The organism is Snodgrassella alvi wkB2 (assembly GCF_000600005.1).
GTDB lineage: Bacteria > Pseudomonadota > Gammaproteobacteria > Burkholderiales > Neisseriaceae > Snodgrassella > Snodgrassella alvi.
On the sequence record NZ_CP007446.1, the window covers coordinates 572,163 to 589,970 of the forward strand.

General features: G+C 37.2%; 23 protein-coding genes. 19 read left to right on the forward strand and 4 right to left on the reverse strand.

What is annotated here, in order from left to right:
- The first annotated feature begins 12 nt into the window (after positions 1–12).
- The 15 genes from SALWKB2_RS12340 (at position 13) to SALWKB2_RS02685 (ending at position 9,607) form a co-directional block, all read left to right on the forward strand.
- Positions 13–954 (forward strand): lysozyme inhibitor LprI family protein, encoded by a 942-nt coding sequence (locus SALWKB2_RS12340; RefSeq protein WP_025330138.1) that lies wholly within the window; start codon positions 13–15, stop codon positions 952–954.
- Positions 955–1,175: 221 nt separating this feature from the next.
- Positions 1,176–1,802 (forward strand): phage baseplate protein, encoded by a 627-nt coding sequence (locus SALWKB2_RS02615; RefSeq protein WP_025330139.1) that lies wholly within the window; start codon positions 1,176–1,178, stop codon positions 1,800–1,802.
- Complete coding sequence (locus SALWKB2_RS02620) at positions 1,799–2,077, forward strand: phage baseplate plug family protein (protein ID WP_025330140.1); 279 nt, start codon at positions 1,799–1,801, stop codon at positions 2,075–2,077. The genes SALWKB2_RS02615 and SALWKB2_RS02620 overlap by 4 nt, the downstream gene beginning before the upstream one ends.
- Positions 2,067–2,963 carry a baseplate hub protein gene (locus tag SALWKB2_RS02625; protein WP_051506381.1) on the forward strand — a complete coding sequence of 299 codons (897 nt, stop codon included), beginning with the start codon at positions 2,067–2,069 and terminating at the stop codon, positions 2,961–2,963. Before SALWKB2_RS02620 ends, SALWKB2_RS02625 begins: the two co-directional genes overlap by 11 nt.
- Positions 2,941–3,651, forward strand: a complete 711-nt coding sequence (locus SALWKB2_RS02630) for a Gp138 family membrane-puncturing spike protein (RefSeq protein WP_025330142.1) — start codon at positions 2,941–2,943, stop codon at positions 3,649–3,651. The genes SALWKB2_RS02625 and SALWKB2_RS02630 overlap by 23 nt, the downstream gene beginning before the upstream one ends.
- On the forward strand, positions 3,648–4,001 hold the full coding sequence (locus SALWKB2_RS02635; RefSeq protein WP_025330143.1) for a hypothetical protein: 354 nt from the start codon (positions 3,648–3,650) through the stop codon (positions 3,999–4,001). Before SALWKB2_RS02630 ends, SALWKB2_RS02635 begins: the two co-directional genes overlap by 4 nt.
- Entirely contained in the window at positions 3,998–5,194 is a 1,197-nt protein-coding gene (locus SALWKB2_RS02640; protein ID WP_025330144.1) for a baseplate J/gp47 family protein, read from the forward strand. The genes SALWKB2_RS02635 and SALWKB2_RS02640 overlap by 4 nt, the downstream gene beginning before the upstream one ends.
- Positions 5,195–5,214: 20 nt before the next feature.
- Complete coding sequence (locus SALWKB2_RS02645; RefSeq protein WP_157785035.1) at positions 5,215–5,685, forward strand: DUF2612 domain-containing protein; 471 nt, start codon at positions 5,215–5,217, stop codon at positions 5,683–5,685.
- Between the two features lie 134 nt (positions 5,686–5,819).
- Positions 5,820–6,890 carry a phage tail protein gene (locus tag SALWKB2_RS12385; protein WP_051506383.1) on the forward strand — a complete coding sequence of 357 codons (1,071 nt, stop codon included), beginning with the start codon at positions 5,820–5,822 and terminating at the stop codon, positions 6,888–6,890.
- Between the two features lie 10 nt (positions 6,891–6,900).
- Positions 6,901–7,542, forward strand: coding sequence for a hypothetical protein (locus tag SALWKB2_RS11560; protein ID WP_025330145.1), 642 nt, complete (start codon positions 6,901–6,903; stop codon positions 7,540–7,542).
- Positions 7,543–7,586: 44 nt separating this feature from the next.
- Positions 7,587–8,063, forward strand: a complete 477-nt coding sequence (locus SALWKB2_RS02665; RefSeq protein WP_025330146.1) for a hypothetical protein — start codon at positions 7,587–7,589, stop codon at positions 8,061–8,063.
- Entirely contained in the window at positions 8,063–8,395 is a 333-nt protein-coding gene (locus SALWKB2_RS02670; protein WP_025330147.1) for a hypothetical protein, read from the forward strand. Before SALWKB2_RS02665 ends, SALWKB2_RS02670 begins: the two co-directional genes overlap by 1 nt.
- Positions 8,396–8,586: 191 nt before the next feature.
- The gene (locus SALWKB2_RS02675; RefSeq protein WP_025330148.1) at positions 8,587–8,868 is read left to right on the forward strand and encodes a BrnT family toxin; all 282 of its coding nucleotides are present in this window, start codon (positions 8,587–8,589) and stop codon (positions 8,866–8,868) included.
- Positions 8,865–9,077, forward strand: coding sequence for a CopG family antitoxin (locus SALWKB2_RS02680; RefSeq protein WP_025330149.1), 213 nt, complete (start codon positions 8,865–8,867; stop codon positions 9,075–9,077). Before SALWKB2_RS02675 ends, SALWKB2_RS02680 begins: the two co-directional genes overlap by 4 nt.
- Positions 9,078–9,268: 191 nt before the next feature.
- Positions 9,269–9,607: a M15 family metallopeptidase domain-containing protein gene (locus SALWKB2_RS02685; RefSeq protein ID WP_051506385.1), complete on the forward strand. Its 339-nt coding sequence runs from the start codon at positions 9,269–9,271 to the stop codon at positions 9,605–9,607.
- A gap of 209 nt (positions 9,608–9,816) precedes the next feature.
- Here the strand turns inward: SALWKB2_RS02685 and SALWKB2_RS02690 are convergent, their stop codons facing one another.
- The 3 genes from SALWKB2_RS02690 to SALWKB2_RS02705 all read right to left on the reverse strand — a co-directional run bounded on the left by SALWKB2_RS02690 (position 9,817) and on the right by SALWKB2_RS02705 (position 12,282).
- Entirely contained in the window at positions 9,817–10,515 is a 699-nt protein-coding gene (locus SALWKB2_RS02690; RefSeq protein ID WP_025330150.1) for a S24 family peptidase, read from the reverse strand.
- Between the two features lie 263 nt (positions 10,516–10,778).
- On the reverse strand, positions 10,779–11,045 hold the full coding sequence (locus tag SALWKB2_RS02695; protein WP_100115245.1) for a S24 family peptidase: 267 nt from the start codon (positions 11,043–11,045) through the stop codon (positions 10,779–10,781).
- Positions 11,046–11,562: 517 nt separating this feature from the next.
- Positions 11,563–12,282, reverse strand: coding sequence for a S24 family peptidase (locus tag SALWKB2_RS02705; RefSeq protein WP_025330151.1), 720 nt, complete (start codon positions 12,280–12,282; stop codon positions 11,563–11,565).
- A 256-nt stretch (positions 12,283–12,538) separates the two neighbouring features.
- On the opposite strand from SALWKB2_RS02705, the gene SALWKB2_RS02715 reads away from it, so the two are divergent.
- The 4 genes from SALWKB2_RS02715 (at position 12,539) to SALWKB2_RS02730 (ending at position 16,020) form a co-directional block, all read left to right on the forward strand.
- A protein-coding gene (locus SALWKB2_RS02715; RefSeq protein WP_370530642.1) for an IS3 family transposase occupies positions 12,539–13,620 on the forward strand; the annotation gives its coding sequence in 2 pieces (ribosomal slippage) (positions 12,539–12,782 and positions 12,782–13,620; 1,083 coding nt in all).
- Between the two features lie 1,135 nt (positions 13,621–14,755).
- Positions 14,756–15,013: a hypothetical protein gene (locus SALWKB2_RS02720; protein WP_025330152.1), complete on the forward strand. Its 258-nt coding sequence runs from the start codon at positions 14,756–14,758 to the stop codon at positions 15,011–15,013.
- A 36-nt stretch (positions 15,014–15,049) separates the two neighbouring features.
- The gene (locus tag SALWKB2_RS02725; RefSeq protein WP_025330153.1) at positions 15,050–15,268 is read left to right on the forward strand and encodes a hypothetical protein; all 219 of its coding nucleotides are present in this window, start codon (positions 15,050–15,052) and stop codon (positions 15,266–15,268) included.
- Positions 15,269–15,615: 347 nt separating this feature from the next.
- Complete coding sequence (locus tag SALWKB2_RS02730; protein WP_025330154.1) at positions 15,616–16,020, forward strand: DUF4279 domain-containing protein; 405 nt, start codon at positions 15,616–15,618, stop codon at positions 16,018–16,020.
- 1,008 nt (positions 16,021–17,028) lie between these two features.
- Here the strand turns inward: SALWKB2_RS02730 and SALWKB2_RS02740 are convergent.
- Entirely contained in the window at positions 17,029–17,247 is a 219-nt protein-coding gene (locus tag SALWKB2_RS02740) for a hypothetical protein (protein WP_025330156.1), read from the reverse strand.
- Positions 17,248–17,808 lie beyond the last annotated feature (561 nt).

The following is a 17,808-nucleotide window of genomic DNA, read 5'->3' on the forward strand; positions in this document are numbered from 1 at the left end:
TAAGGATTTTTTATGTCTAAACCATCATTAACAAATGAACTTACACGCTTGTATGAATTACTGGAAAAAGGGGCAATAACTCAGGAAGAGTATGAAGAACACAAAGCTTTATTACTAAACCAAGCCCGTAATACATCTTCCCATAATGGGTATGGTGATCCAGTTCAAACAAAGCCAACTGAGGCAAAGCCGCAGATTATCATTAATCAAAGTGCATCTGCGGCTGCATCATCTAGCGCGACTGCTGTAGCTAAAAATGGTGGCTGTTTAAAAAGTATCTTGGCAACGATTGGTTTCTTGGTTGTAATTAGCGTAATTCTGAAAGCATGCTATGGCGAAGAAAAGACAGTAGCAAGTACGCCCGCAATAGAGCCGGCAGCTCAAACTGTTACCAATACAGATAGCCAAGAGGATACTCAGGAAAATATACAAGCATCATTACAAAGTGCAAAACAGGAGAATGCAGCAGCAAATGACGAGATAAATACCTTATGGACAAATATGGACGTTGATGTGCGCAACCATTTAAAGCCTCAACAGCTTGCATGGAATCAACAAAAGAAAAAGCAGTGCCAGTCAAACCAATACCCTACGCCAGAGCAGAATCAAATTGAGTATTTAAACTGTGAGACTGAATTGACGCGTAGCCGTATTTCTGAACTTCAAGCACAGCAGGATCAAGTTTATGTCAACGTAAAAGAAGCAAAGCTACAGAAATTAAAGCAAGAAGCAGATGATTCAATAAAAACACTAGAAACAACATGGGATGCTATACCAGAACCAATTAGAGATCAGTTAAGCTCAAACCTTAAAAGTTGGACCAAGAGTGCGGATAATGAATGCAATTCAGAAAAGCCGGCTGATACGGAGATACAGACAGAAATTAACCGGTTCAACTGTAGAATAAAGCTGATAAAAACCAAAACCAAAGAGCTTGAGGGATATAAACTTTAATCTTGATTCTGTTACGCAATCAACTGCTATGACGCATAGGTTTGGGCACCACCATAAAGTTATAATTATCAAATAGTTAGGGGTAAATATGAGTGATTTGGGCACCACCCTGTTTTAGTATCTAATGTTTATAGTGATTTGATTGTGTAACAGATTCAAGCCAGCCATGAGCTGGCTTTTCTATTGCAGCCTTCGGGCTGCTTTTTTTATTGGAGTAAACTATGCTGCCAATTGGCGGTATTCCTAACATACCAAACTTTAAAGGCTTGAATGTTGCCGGTACTAATGCCCTGATCAGTCTGGGCGGGGCAGCATTGATAAATGCCGTATTTGGAAATTACTGGGGCGTATTTAACGAGTATGGAATACCCATTCTGCTGGCTGATAACGTTACCTCTCTCAAATACAGTAATTCCGCCAAAATAGCACAGGCACCGGTTGAAAAAGGCTCATTCGCCTGTTACAACAAAGTCGCCAATCCGTATAAAGCCACTGTACAGCTTACTAAAGGCTCAGGAGGCACTTTAATGCGCGGTATGTTTCTCGGACAGGTTGAAACACTGGCGGCCAGTACACTGCTGTTTTACATCATCACGCCTGAATATGTTTATACCAACGCCTGTATTGTCGGTTACGACACCGCGCGTGAAGCGTCAGATGGTGCGCAACTGATTAAAGTAAATCTCCATCTAGAAGAAGTGCGCGAAGTGGTAGTGAAATACGATACCGAAGAGGTAAAAAATCCTGATGATGCAAAAGAAAGCGATGGTGGAGAAAAACAGCCCGAAAAACCCGGGGAATCTTTGTTATCTCAGGCTGTAAACGCTATTAAAGGGTGGTTTAAATGACAACAGTAACCATACCGCTGGATGCTAATCCTAATCAGAATATATCTTTTGTGATTAACGGCAGTCGCTGGCATATCCGGTTGTTTACGCGGCTCGGGCAGCTTTTTGCCAGCGTAGAAAACGACAAAGACGGCGTACAGGTACAAAACCGCGTCTGTCTCAACGGAACACCGATAACCAGAAATCTTGTATTCATAGATACAAATGGCGACGATAACCCGACTTACACCGGCCTGAATGGCCGGTTTGTTTTGGTGTATACCGATGAAACGTAAACAGATAAAAGTAACCGTTACCCTGCGGGACAAGGACAAACAGGGTGAGCAGATTGTTTTTACCGGCAACTATAACCAGATCAGCGCAACCGGCTTTCGTGTGATGTGTAACATCATGTTCGGTTACGGCTCAGTAATGCCGGTAGCGCAAATACGAATCTACGGGCTGGCATTAGAGAAAATGGCCAAACTATTCCGTGTACACTGGAATACACTTGGCGCACTGATGAACAGGGTAAAAGTTGAAGTCGGAGAAGAGGGTGACCAGCTGATTACTGAATTTGAAGGCAATATTACTTTTGCGACAATGGATTTTTCTGTGGCTCCCGATGTCTGTCTGGTTATTGAATCTCAGGCGGCCATGCTGGAGTACAAAAAACCGCAGCCGCCGTATGAAAAAGAGGGAGAGGTGGATATTGCCGATGCAATCAAGGATATCTGCGACAGTATGGGTTATCAGCTTGAGAATAACGGCGTATCTGCAATCACCAAAAACCTGACTTTAAACGGCTCTAATCTGGATAAGCTTAAAACGCTTGAACATGATTTTGAGTTTGATATGTACATTGAGAATAACCTGATTGCAGTTACGCCGAAAGGCGGCTCACGCAACATCAAAATTCCGGTCATTACGCCCACCTCAGGATTGATCAGCTATCCGGTACCTGATATACGCGGCGTAACCTTTAAATGTCTGTACGACCCGTTATTGCGTTTCGGCGGTATCTGCAAGATACAGGACAGCCAGATTGAAGTATGTAACGGCGAATGGCGCATATACGGCATGCATAAAAGCCTTGAATCCAATCAGCCGGACGGAAACTGGTTTTGTGATATAGCCGCAACATGGAGAGACAGCAAAGATGCAGCAATCAGCAGAATATGAAAATCTGGACAACCTGAATATCAATCATTCACTGGGCGGAGCAGCAGAATTTAACGCGGTTATTTCCAATCTGATATCTCGGGTTCAGACCGTGACCCTTGTCAAAGTGCTGGCGGTTTCAGGTACCGGCGTCAGTCCGGTGGGTGAAGTAAACGTACAGCCGCTGGTACAGATGCTTGACGGTGCCGGCAATGTCTACTCACCCGGCAGAATATTCAGCGTTCCGTATTTCCGCTTACAGGGCGGCAGCAATGCGGTTATCTGCGATCCGGTCGCAGGCGATATCGGTTTATGTGCTTTTGCCTCACGCGACATATCCGCAGTTAAGCGCAATAAAGCCGAATCCGCACCCGGCAGTCGCCGCCAGCATGACTGGAATGACGGGCTGTATATCGGCGGATTTTTAAACGGTACACCGCAGCAGTACATTAGTTTTTCAGACAGCGGCATAGTGATTCACTCACCGACCAGTATCACGCTGGAGGCACCATCTATCAGCATGCAAGCTTCAGCGGTAACCACTACGACAGGCAGCTATGCGGTCAATGCTTTACAGACAGCGCAGTTTACCGGTGGCGGCGGTATCAGTGCTGATGGAGATGTTAAAGCCGGTTCAGTCAGTCTGCAAAATCACACTCACAAAGGCGTGACTACCGGCAACGGCAATACAGGGAAGCCCAATTCATGAAAACATTATTTTTAATGCCTGATACATGGGATTTGACGCTTGATGCAGAGGGCAACATTGCTGTTGCTGAAAGCACCTATCAGCAAGCGCAGGACATTGCCAGTGCCTGCCGTACCATGAAAGAAGATATGTATTTTAACCAGCAGGAGGGAATACCGTATTTAACGCGCATTCTAGGTAACGGACGCTATCTGCTGGCTTTATACCGCAAACATCTTCACGATGCCGCGCTAAGCGTCCCCGGAGTTGTTACAGCTCAGGCAGAGTTAATGCTTGACGGTGACCGGATTATCCGCGGGCAGATTAAATTTACTAACAGCAATCATAAAACGGGGGTGATTGGTTTATGAGCATTCCACAATTACAGGTGACTGATAAGGGGATTATTGCACCATCCACAGATGAGGTAATCAACGGCTTATGGGAACTGTTTAGAAATGCTTTCGGGCAGGACTTGAATACGGCCATGAACACACCGCAAGGGCAGTTAGTAACTTCTCTGGCCGCCATTATTACCGATGAGCGCAATCAGATGATAACCCTGTTAAATCAGTTCGACCCGCGTTATGCGCAGGGTATCTGGCAGGACGGGCTGGGATATATTTATTTTATGACCCGTAAGCAGGCTACGCATTCCAGTGTAATGCTGGTGCTGAACGGGTTGGCTGGGGTGACCATTCCAGCCGGTACGATATTTAATGACGATAACGGCAATAAATGGCAGTTAACTAACGAAGCAACCATTACCCAAGACGGTAAAGTAAGCGTGCAGGCGCAGTGTGTATCTGCGGGCAGTATCAATGCCGCACCCGATACGATTACCAGTATCCCTAAAGCAATTACCGGCTTAGATCGGGTAACCAACCCATATGCAGCTGTTGCCGGTGTTGAAGAAGAAAGTCGTCTGGATTTTGAAAAACGCCGGCGGGCATCGGTAGCGATTAACAGCAAAAATACCAATGCCTCAACTTATGGTGCAGTGGCTGATTTAGCCGATGTTAAAGATGTGTATGTTATCGACAACCCGACAGATGAGACTATACAGGTTGGTGCCACCAATTATCCGGTTATCCGTAACAGTATTCTGGTTTCCGTAGTAGGCGGAGATGATGAAACTATTGCCCGTACCATTTTGAACAAAGCCGGCTCGGGCTGTTCTTTTAATGGCAATACAGAATGCGTGATAGCGGATACAGAAAATTTCCCCGTCAGACCGCCGACATACACCGTAAAATTTTTACGACCGGCTTTTGTGCCGGTTTTTTTTCAGGTTATGGTTGATGATCCTGATTTGCTGTCATATCAGGATAGCGAAGCTGTAAAAGCGGCCATTATTACCGGTTTTACAACCGGACCCGCAAAGGCCGCAATCGGACAGCCGGTTATTGCTTCTAAATTCATCTGTCCGGTTGCTGCTGCTATTCCTCATTTAAGTGTAGTGTCCCTGCGGGTAAGTAAGGACGGTAAAAAATGGGCAGACATGCTCGAAATCGGCGTGGATGAATACCCGGCAGCCTCAATTTATCAGATTAAAATATCATGAAAAATATTCAAGACACTTTAATGTCACAGTATGCAAACAGTCCGGTTATCTGCAATCTGATTGACAGCATGAATGAATGCATAGACCCTGCCGGATCAATTGATGATTTTTACCGGCTGGCTTTCAATGTGAAAACTGCACAGAGTTTCGGGCTGGATATCTGGGGGCGGATTGTGGGGGTGAATCGCAATATCAGTATTCCGCCTGATGATATCGATACTTTCGGCTTTAAAACCAGTCCGCAGGCTTTCCAGCCATTTAACAGCTATCCGTTCAGTTCGGCAGGTGCACGGTTCAGTTCCTATCATTTATCGGATGAGCGTTTCCGCCTGCTTATTATGATTAAGGCGGCTGCCAATATTCTTCATGCAACAGCACCGAATATTAATAAATACCTGCGCATGATATTTCCTGAGAAGCGCGTGTATTTTTTAATTACCGGCCACATGAAAGGGCGGTATTTTTTTGAATTTACGCCCAATAAATTTTAAAGGCATATTATCTATAACCTGCAATTATTACCGCGCCCGTCCGGCGTTTTAATTGATTATCGTGAATCCCCGCCTGCGGGGATTTTTGGTTTTTCCGGAACAGGTTTTCAACCATTTAACCAGGGAAGTTTCGCATGAGTAAAAATCCAGTATTAATCCCGCAGGCATTTGCGGCTAACGGCAGTAAAAACAATATTCAGAACACCCGGCAGCCCGGACAAGATCCGGAGGATGCAACATGGAGCGACGGTTTTCCGAACGTAACCATGCAGCCGGTAGAATCGGGCGGCCTGCCTCCAAAGGGTATGGACTTTAACGGCATTCTTAACGCCTTATCCGCCACTATTGTACATATGCAGAAAGGCAATCTGTTCTATTTTGATAAAGCCTACTGTGATGCTTTTGGCGGGTATCAGAAAGGTGCGGTATTGCTGGCTGATGATGGCACGAAAGTTTTTATCTCAGTTGCAGATAAGAACACCAATAACCCTAATCAGAATCCCCAGTACTGGGAGGTTATTGCCGGCATAGGACTTAACGCTGTTACAGCCTCAAAATTACTTGATGGGCGCAATATCGGCGGGGTTTTCTTTGATGGTACACAGGACATAGATCTGCCCGGCGTGAATACCAGAGGTAACCAAGATACAACAGGCAATGCCGCAACTGCCACAAGGCTACAGAATGCAGTCTGTATTAATGGCATACCGTTTGACGGTAGCAAAGATATTAATGCCACGCCTGCCGGAGCTGTGCAGTTTTTCGCTATGGATACCGCACCTGTCGGCTGGTTAAAGGCTAATGGCGTAGCAGTATCACGCATATCATATGCCAGTCTGTATGCGGCTATTGGTACACGCTTCGGTGCAGGGGACGGGAAAACTACCTTTAACCTGCCGGATTTAAGAGGTGAGTTTTTACGCGCATATGATGAGGGTAGAGGCGTTGATGATGGCAGGCAGTTGGGTACCACCCAGTCAGATACAGTACAGCGTATGACTGGTGAAATTGGTGATATCACTTTCGTGGGTAAGGATTATTCCAATGGTGTTTTTAGCAGAGAGAATGTGAGTACAGCAAAAATCGGAACGGTCACACCATTAACACTAAACTTTAAAGTTAAATTTGACAATGCGGAAGTAGCAAGAACATCAGCAGAAACACGACCACGCAATGTTGCACTGCTTGCCTGTATTAAAATTTAAGGAGTAATGAATGAAAGAATATTCACCAACTATTCCCGTCTGCCAGCTGGACGAAAATAACTATTTTATCGGTATGACTATAGCGGATTTAGACCCTCTTAACACGGATGGTAATTACCTGATACCTTGGCTGTGCATCATCGCTGATGAGCCTGAATTAAAAGCAGGCTATATTCCGCAATGGTTGGGCAACGTCTGGAAATATATTGAAGATCATCGCGGCGAAACCGTTTACAGCAAACAAACCGGCGAACGCATTCGCATATCTGAACTGGGAGTGCTACCGGATGATGTAACAACGCAGGCGCCATTACCCTATAGCGAATGGTTAGAAAAGGCAGAAACATGGATAGAAGTGTCTAATGCCGATGAATTGCGTCAGCTCGATAAAAGAAAAAATGCCGGTATGCTGAATCGCAGCCAGATATTAACTCAGATTGAGCTGGAGTACGGGAAAAATAAGGAAAAACTGGTGGAAATCGCTGAGCGAGAATTAACTGGTATTCATCTGATTAAAGTGCGTAATGCCATCATGGAAGCACAGACATTCACACTGGAAAATGATGATATCTGGCAGTTTTTTACTGATACCTTGGATATTGATCAGGACAGGCTGTTCCGGCTATGGGAAGAAGCTAAAAGCAACTATTAACTGATAACCGCTGAAAAGCGGTTTTTTTACGGAGTAAATATGTCATGACAAAAGTGATTAAATGGTTTTACTGGTTACTGGACTTCCGGTTTTTACCGGACAGACTGCAAAACTGGCTGTTCGGTACCGGTACGCGAATAATCGAAGTACTGAACGGATTCGCTATGCTGGGTTTTGCGCTGGTGTTCGGCCTGCATGGTGACGAGATAATTAAGGAGGATCTATACGGCAAATTCCCGCATTTATACCCTAAGGTGTTTGTGACCATTTTAATTGTGGTTGCCATCGGGCAGCTATTTACTGCCTTTTGTCATTCCAGCCGCAGCAATATTCTTTCCGGTTGCTGCCTGTTATGGTCGGCACTGATCTGGTTTGTGATATCCGGAACATTTATCGCCGCCTATCCGCCACTGTCCACAGGCATGACTACCTATCCGCTGATTGCCATCATATGCGCACTGGTTGGCAGGAATCTGATTAAAAACACGCAACAGGCAGAAGATAAAAAAGGCGGGAAATAATGAATGAAGTTTTTACACTGTCCAACTGTTTCGCCCTTGCTGGTGGCTTTCTCGGCTCACTGGTAGTGTCTGATTACCGACGCTATGGCGTCATGCTCACTGTGACATTCATCATTATAGGCATGGTTTTTTCAGCCGCAGTAACAGAGTATTTCTTTACACAGGATCACCCGTGGCTGTTTGCCGGTGCTGGTGTGTTTGCCGGTATGGCCTCAAAATCTCTGTTAGACGCATTCAAAGCAACTGCGCCGAAGCTGGCTAAAAAACTGATTAATGCTGTGTGTAACAGGGCAGAAAAGATAATCGGTGATACAGATGATAAGCATAAATAGTGATTTGATTGTAGTTTTTTGATTATTTAACTGATTTAAGCCAGCTAAATGCCAGCTTTTCTATTTGGAGCGCTGGTGCCATTGATACAGTTGTAACTATAGATGATGTGAAAAAATCATCTATATGAAAATTAACTACTTGTTGTATATTTAAAATATAAATATAATATATTTACAACTAAGGGGATAAAATGATTAATGGTTTTGAATGGAATCAGGAAAAAGCAGCAAGCAATATCCAAAAGCACGGTGTATCATTTGATGAAGCTGTTACGGTATTTTGGGACGAAAATGCTTTAATAATTAATGATCCGGATCATTCCGAAGATGAAGACCGTTTCATATTGCTAGGGATGAGTGAGAATTTACGTGTATTAGTGGTTATTCATTGTGAAAGAGGTAATACAATCCGTTTGATTTCAGCAAGGACAGCCACCAAGCAAGAACGCAAACAATACGAGGCACATTTATGAAAAAAGAGTACGATTTTAGTCAAGCAAAACGCAATCCGTATTCCGGACAGTTAAAGAAAACAATCACTATTCGGATTGATGAAGATAGTATTACTTATTTCAAAGATATGGCTGATGAAACCGGATTACCGTATCAGGTTTTAATGAATATGTATTTAAAAGATTGCGCCGAAAATAAGCGTAAGCTTGATATTAAATGGACTAAGTGAGTTTTTGTGAATTGAATAAGCTGCCAGTAGGCAGCTTTTTTTATGTCAAAAAAAATACCCTCAAGACGGAGGAGTTTTTGAGGGCTTTAAATTAATTAAAGGGGATTAAATTTAATAATACATTAATAAATGTAAATAGTCTATACATAGCAGCCGTTCTGACTGCTTTTTTTATTTATGAAAGGTTTGATATGTACAAATTAGGCAGTCGTTCTCTGAACAATTTACGCGACGTTGATGCCAATCTGGTTAAGGTCGTTAAGCGAGCCATTGAAATCTCTAAGCAGGATTTTACCGTTATTGAGGAGAAAAGAAGTAAGGAACAGTGTTTCATCAATTACGGTAAAGGGCGTACACCTAATGAATGCGTGAAAAAGGGAGTTGATCCGAAATACGCGCGGCCGAATGAAAAAAAAGTGACTTGGGTAAGTACACCGCTGGCGAGTAAGCATGCAACAGGGCGCGCAGTGGATATTTATCCGTACCCTATCAATAGGAAAGATAACGACCCGAAGATTCGCTGCAATTAATGAAGCCATGCAACAGGCAGCCAAGGAGCTGGGCGAAAAAAATCAACTGGGGCGGCAACATTTATCAAGGTATTGCCATTTAATATGTGCGAATTTTGATGTCCTCCACACTATAAATGACTAGGTTTTCGGCTATTTAGATAAAATAGCAATTTAATGTAATAATCTCTCTCTTTTTCTTTTCTTGCAATTTAAAACATAAATTTATGTTATAGCAAAACTGACCACCAAAATATTTTTCCAATAACAGTAATTGCTCCTGTATCAACCTCTTCATCAGGATATGAGTTAAAATTATAACTTTGTATCAGAATTTTGTTGCCAGGTCGTCTTTTTAGGATTTTGATACATAATAAACCGTCATGATTAATTGCGTATAATTTACCATCTTTAATCTGAGTATTACTCGTATTGATTCCAACAATTGCTCCATCTGGAATAGCTGGTTCCATACTATCATTATCAGCCACAATACATACTAAACATCTTAGATCAATACCTTTTTGATTTAACATTGTTCGTGAAAAGCGCATTTTCATATTATTAAAATTTTGTATATCTGATACAAATCCGTTACCTGCGCTTAAAATATTATCCGTATAAAAAGGAACTTCAATCTCATCATTCCCCAATGGGCATGATTCGTCATATATATATCTGGGTGCTCCTAGATGAAAGGCATTTGATTGATTAATTTTGATTTTATTGTCTTCTTCTTTAGCTAACCAACCTGATGGTAGATTTAAAGTTCGTTCTATATGTAAAGCCAAAACGTCGCCAACAGCCCTGCGATTAGTTACCCATTGATTAACTTGAGCCGGAGATCTTTTAATTGCCTCTGCAAATTTTACTTGGCTTCCGTTGAATGAATTATTTATTAAATACAATATTTTATCTCGTCTATCCATTTTTAAATCCTAATATTAGAGTTGTGAATTATAGTTAATTGTAAAATCTATTGTTTACCTAGAAATTGATCAGCTGTGTAACATTTAGAATTAATTAGTTTTTCTGCCAAGTTTATTATGGTTGCTTGGAATGTATACTATAGAGATTTAGATGTCCTTCAAACAAAAAACACCGGTAAACAGCTGCCGGTATTTACATGCAAAAATACTGTGTTAATACGGCTGAAATCATTTAAATAATGAAAATAAACTGTTAATTTAAATTATATATCAAAAAAATCTAAAGGTAATGCTTTCCAAAATTTACCGTGAATTATTAATCGATCTAAATCATCTGGTGCAATATCAAAATCTGTATATGAATAAAGTTTATTATCAGATATTACATTGATTACCCCCGATTTCCCTCTTGCTAGTCTTTTAATATAGGTATAACCATCAAATGTTATAAGATAAACTCCGTTATCTTGAAATTTATCTATATCAGTTTTAATGAATGTTATGGAGAGTCTGGGTATAGTAGATTCCATTAAATCCCCGTCAGGAGGCATAAGCTAAACACTTTGTAAATTTGTTGTGCCCAATAGCTTTATAATAGCATCGTTAGGAATCTCAACTGTCCTAAGAAGTACTGTACTGGAAATTCAGAAATTATGGTTCCTTGACCGCAAAAAGCACTCCTATCATATAATTTCAGGATTGTAGAATTGCTATTTACTGTTTCCAATGTGCTTGATTTTTGAGCTAATGAATCAGTGTCATTTGTTTTATATTTTGGACCTGTTCCATCTGCTAACCATTGAGCTGAAAAAGCTGTATTTTTTGACAGTTCTAACAAAGGTTTTTTACCAAGCCTGTATTACCATTAAACCATTGATTAACCAATTCTTTACTAAACTTAGCAAGATTGGCTAGTTCGATTTGTTTGCTGAGCCCACACTCAGCCATTAATTCTATTAAACGATCTCTTAGTGTACTAGGCATTTTATTTGTAATAAATATCGATAGAAAGTTTTATTATAATTTATTCTTAAATAGATCTACGCATTAAGCTAAAACAGACCACCAAAACACCCTACCAATTATATGTATTTCTTCCCGATTGACTTCTTCGTCCTTATATTCTGAAGAATTAAAACTTTGGATCAATAATTTGTTTCCTGGGCGTCTTTTTAAAATATTTATACGCAGTAATCCATTATGATTTATTGCATATATTTTGCCATCTCGAATATCTTTATCATCTGTATTGATCCCGATAGTACTGCTATCTGGAATAACAGGATACATACTATTGCCATTTGCTGTAACGCACACAACGGATTCTGGATTAATGCCGTGCTTTGCAAAAATAGAACGCGCAAAACAAAGTTTATATATATTGTAATCTTTGATGTATTCTGCAAAATCATTACTTGCCGAAAAACTAATTTCCTTATAAAACGGTACTTCTATTTCAATGTCACCTGAAGGTTTAGAATAGCCCCAGATTTCTAGAGTGCCGAGATACACAGAATTTGATTTTGAATTTTTTTGGTGTTCTTGATCCATCCATCCCTTAGGTTTATTCATGGCTTCTTCTAATTTTGAAGCCATATTTGATCCGATATTTTTTGCTTTGCCATTTTGAACAGGTGTGCGATTAATGATTTGATATAAGTAACTAGACTGTTTATATCCTGCTCTTTTAGCTAGTTGCGTTACACCTCCAGCTTCTTTGACTAATAGGTTTAAATTTTCAAGTCTTATTTTAGATGTAATTTTCATAACTTATCCTAAATAATTTCCAAAACACAATTCTAGTTTTGACTTTTTATTTTCACTAGTTTTTTATTAAAATTTTATCAATATATTCAAAAGATAAAAGGAGCGCTTTTATAGCGGTTTAATTATCAGGGATTGTCGTGTTTTATTTGCTTTAATAACTAAAAAAGTCCCGGTTAAACGGGGTGTAACTATCCCCTAAAATAGTACAGCAAGAAAGTAGAAAATTCTCTATGATATTTTTAAGGAGAATTTCAATATGAAAAAATTTTCAGAGCATCAAATTGTATCTATTTTAAATGAAGCTGAAGTTGGCATCTCTGTCAAAGAGCTTTGCCGTAAATATGGTATGGCCGTTTCTACTTTTTATAAATGGCGGGATAAATATGGCGGTATGCAATCTTCGGATATTAAGCGCTTAAAACAGCTGGAAGCTGAAAATCGTAAACTCAAACAAATGTATGCCGAATTAAGCTTAACCTCTCAGCTTCAGCAAGAAATAATAAAAAAGCTATAGTGCCAACGGCAGTTCGTAAGTGTTGGGCACAAACACTTCAGTCACAATACTGTGTAACAATTAAAATGAGTTGCACTATTGTGAATTTAAGTCGCTGTGCTTACTACTACCAACCTAAATCGGCAGATGACTCTATGATTATTTCGTTACTTAAGTCAATAACAGACAAGCATTTACGTTGGGGATTTCCTAAGTGTTTTCATCGAATCAGGAAACTAGGATATAAGTGGAATCATAAACGGGTTTATCGGGTTCATTGTCAATTAAAACTCAACATTCGTTCGAAACGAAATAAACGATTACCCCAGCGTTATCCACAACCATTATCAGTACCAAGTCGTCTGGGAGAATGTTGGTCAATGGATTTTATGAGTGATCGTTCTGAAAATCATCGTAGATTTAGAACCTTTAATGTTATTGATGACTTTAATCGTGAGGCATTAGGCATTGATATTGCGGTCAGTTTATCGGCAGGTAGAATTACCCGGTATTTAGATAGACTGGCTCAATATTACGGTTATCCATTAAAAATACGAGTTGATAATGGCACAGAATTTACCTCAAACAGATTCACAAGCTGGGCAAAATCACATGGAATAAGCATAGATTACATTAAACCTGGTAGTCCTTATCAAAACGGCTACATAGAACGATTTAACCGCACATATCGAACGGAGGTATTAGATTTGTATATATTTAAAAATCTGGAACAAGCAAGAAAAATAACCGAAGAATGGTTAGAAATATATAACACAGAAAGACCGCATGAAGCATTAAATAATATGACACCAATTGAATATAGAAACATGAAACAAATAGCATGATTTTCTACTTGGTTTGTGTGCTAACAATGGGGTATTTACACCTTTAGTATTCAAAATACGTTTTCTGATTTAGGGCAGAAGCAATGGTTTGAGACTGCGGAAAAATTTATTGCTCAGTTAGAAAAACCTGAAGACTGGAAAAAACCACATCGATTCTGTTTAGCCCGCTATGCAAGACAAGTGTTAGCTGATAGTATTTTTCATAAAAATTTAGCTTATTTTAGAGAGGTAGATAATATAACCAGATATATATGGCATTATATATATGGACTCCCGTTCACAGGAAGTTATATTGATTAGAAATTTAAATTTATTATCAGCTGAAGAGACAAAGCAGTTATTTATACTTAAAGAGTGGGAGAAACAGGCGTTTTCCTATCAGGATATTACATAGTGCGCTTTATGGTCGAAAATATCTGTATAAACGCATATATTATAGAAATAAATTTAAAGATTATTATGAGAAATATAACAATGAATTAAAAAATTTTATTGCTGAAAACAAAGACAATATTATTGGAAAATCTTAAAATTCATTGTATTTAACATAGATGACAAGGTATTCGAAATGATTATTAGATATACCTTTATTCTATAAAATATACTTAAAAAGATTATGGTGAAAATTTATAATAAAAATAGATAAGTTTGTCAGAGTCATATCCCGATGATGCTTTTGTAAGCTAAAAAGTAAAAGAAAGCGTATAAAAATAAAAGCATTGAACAAAAATTTTTACTTACTAATTGAGATTAGTAATCCTCAGAATCCATATTGTGAAGATAGAAATAAATATGAACCTATTGGGAGGTAAGGATTAATGATAAATTGTTACTTAGGACATAACTGATGATGTACTTAGTTGGTCTGGAGGAAAACTTCATCTGTATATGATGCACTTGAGCAGATTGTTTTGCGTATATTTTTGGAATATTATGATAAAATTTTTGTTCTTATAAAAGAAATAGAGGATGTCATAGTGAGCTTAGTCAATTAAAAAATCTTTTAGAGGGTGGAGGGTTAAACCCCAAAAGAAATAAACAGAAAGTAATTAAATTAAAAATTATAGATTGATGTTGATATGTTTACTTATATTTTATACATTAAACATATAAAATATAAAAAAGGATATAAAAAATGCAGACTTTATTTCGTTTAAGTTATGTAACTTATTCATATCATGGAAACAAGAAAATCTCACAGGAATCACCGAATTCTGACGATTTTGATGGTGAGGCATTTCAAACTTTAGGTATTTATAGTACTTATGAAATAGCTTTAGAAAGAAAAAAAAATTTTTCAAAAATTTATTATGTAAGTAATTTGAAAAGATTAGATATTGATGAGACTTATTTAGATGTGGATGAGTGGCGTGAAGGATTTGTCACTATATAAAATAAACAAAACAAAAAAATTAAAATGGGAGTTATTATGACGGAAAAAAAAGTATATGTTTTAATCCATGCTAAGGAAACAAAACAGAGCGGTATACAAGAATTTGTAATTGGTTTTTTTTCTTCCTTAGAAAGAGCAATTGAGGAAAAAAAGAAACGGGAGAATGTCTTAGGTTTTAAAGATTATCCTGAAGGATTCAGAGTAGAGGTATTTGTAATTGATAAAGATATTTGTCAAGAAATCATATATCTGTAGGCAAAAATTTATCCTATAAAATGATAGTAATATGCAGCTTCAAAAAATCTTTTAACTTTAAGCAATAAAAAGATAATAATGAAGCTGCATTAGATTTAGATAAACTATAAAATTGATAGTAGAAAAGAATATATAAAGAGTAAAAGTATTATTTAATTGAATTTTAAATATTATATATTCTTAAAAAAGTTGTAGTGGATTTTAAAAACAGATTTAAAAAGAAGATTGAAAAAATTAATATAACCTAGGAAAACCAGCAAAAGGTGATTCCATAAATTTTTAAAAACTGTTTCTTACAGAAATAAAATTTAATCTGGAAAATAAAGTACTATTTATAAGAGAGTAAAATGTTACAAACTGAAGTAACTATAGAATTTATCATATGCGGCCCTAATTTTAATCCAGATAGTGTAACCAAATTACTAGGAATTTCGCCTACAAAATATACTATCAGGGGAAGTATGAAAAATTGCAAATACAGCCCGGCTATAGAAACCACCTGGTGTTTACAGCATTGTATAAATTCACTAAATGATCTGGATCATCAAGTACGTCAGATAATTGATAGAATTGAAAACAAACTAAATATATTATTAACATTTAAAGAAGAGAATGATATAGATTTTGTATTCACAATTTATGGTCATGTATATAAGAATGAAAAGCGATCAGACATATATTTGAAAAAAAATACGTTAGATTTCATAGCTGATTTAGGTGGTAAATTAACGATAGATATTGAATTTTGGTAAATAGATATACCAAAATATATATAAACTATATAGTATTTGAAATAAGCGGATATACTTAGTTCGTAGAATATGTGATTAAGGAGATGATAATGTAAATTTATAGTGAAAAAGATAGAAAAGCTTGAAAAAGTTGCAAATATGAAAAATATGAAAAATATGAAAAATATGAATTGTCGATTGATAAAATGGAATTTTAAACATTAGTAGATTAAAACGGTTTTTATTTGTTTATAAGGCTTTATTCAGATTATAAAAGGAGAATGTAAAAGTAATATTTGATAACCAAGCAAAATATAAATTATTGAAAATTAAATGTATATAGTAAATGATGTTATCAACAAAAAAAGGTGTTTATCATTAAAGAAATACGAAATTTAAAAAAAAGAGATTCAGTAAATTTGATGATTAAGTTAATTAGAAATTGATAGTTATGTTTTGGAAATAAAGTTTATATTACAGATATAATTAAGATTTTTTGATTATGTTACTGGAAATTAGGATTTAGATAAGAAACTCTGGATTTAAAATTATGACTTGGTATATTACGTGTCTTATTATATTTGGTCTGTATATTTCATGCATGAACTGGCTGATATTTATCAACAATGATATTTTAAAAAGACATAGTTCTTCTTATGGTCTGTTTGTTGGTGGATTACTGTTATGTGGCGGTATTATGGGTATGCCTGCTCCATATAATCATTATTTTTATTTAGGTCTGTTTATTGATTTTGGATGTATACCCTGGTTACTTGTTGGAATACTATTTAGGATCTTTAAATATTTTAAAAAATGATTTAGATAAAAGAAAATGCAAGAAATGAAGCGTATAGATGTACCTGTTTAACGAATATACAGTTACATTTAAAAACTATTAGTGTGATAGAGCCAGTACAGAGTAAATTTAATTAATCAGTTGGGTATTGTTTTCTTAGCTATTTATGGAAGAGTTGTTGGTGCAGATAACGCCGGAAACAATATTTCAGATAGACGGTAATCAGTAAATTTTTAATCAAATTGTTCAGGCTTGATACTTGGGTGCTTAACATATATAGCATCCAACGCTTCCCAGAATGTATACATGAGTTGCCCTACAATTCTTCGATAAGCATGAAATTCCTCTTCAGAACATTTCTCTTGTATTTCAAATAATAATTCATTTAATTCTCCTATTGTTTTTAAATGCAAATCACTAATTTTCTGAGCAATTATTTGGTCGTCTATCATCGAATACTCCTTAACAATTATTATTGATTTACTTTCAAAAATCTAAACTAATTATTTCTAATTACAGAAACTGATTATAGTTTTCATAATTAGTTTATTGTACAGTGACAGTTAATTATTTTATAATATTTATATTAATTTGTATATTTTTAATATTTGATAAGTAATTTTAGATTACCAACAATTTTATTAATGAAACAAGGGGCCTACCTAATTAATACATATTTGGAAAAATTTGATTAATCTGGGGTGTTTTGTTAATTTTTAAAGGAATAATTATGAGTATAGTTACATTATATGAAAAATAGATGATTACAAAATTCCAGATATAGCTTTATACCACTGTACACAATAATAATGATAAATACTTAGACAGAGAAGATAAATTCGAAGAATTCAACAGATTATGTAATGTAGATGACTGCTCACCAACAATATATGAAACAGTTGAAGACCTCCAATTATTAATGAAGGATATTGGAAAGTATTGAAGGAAGCGTGTTTAAATAATTATAATAAGATATGTAATCAGTTAAAGGAAATATTTGTTGTTTGCAGAAT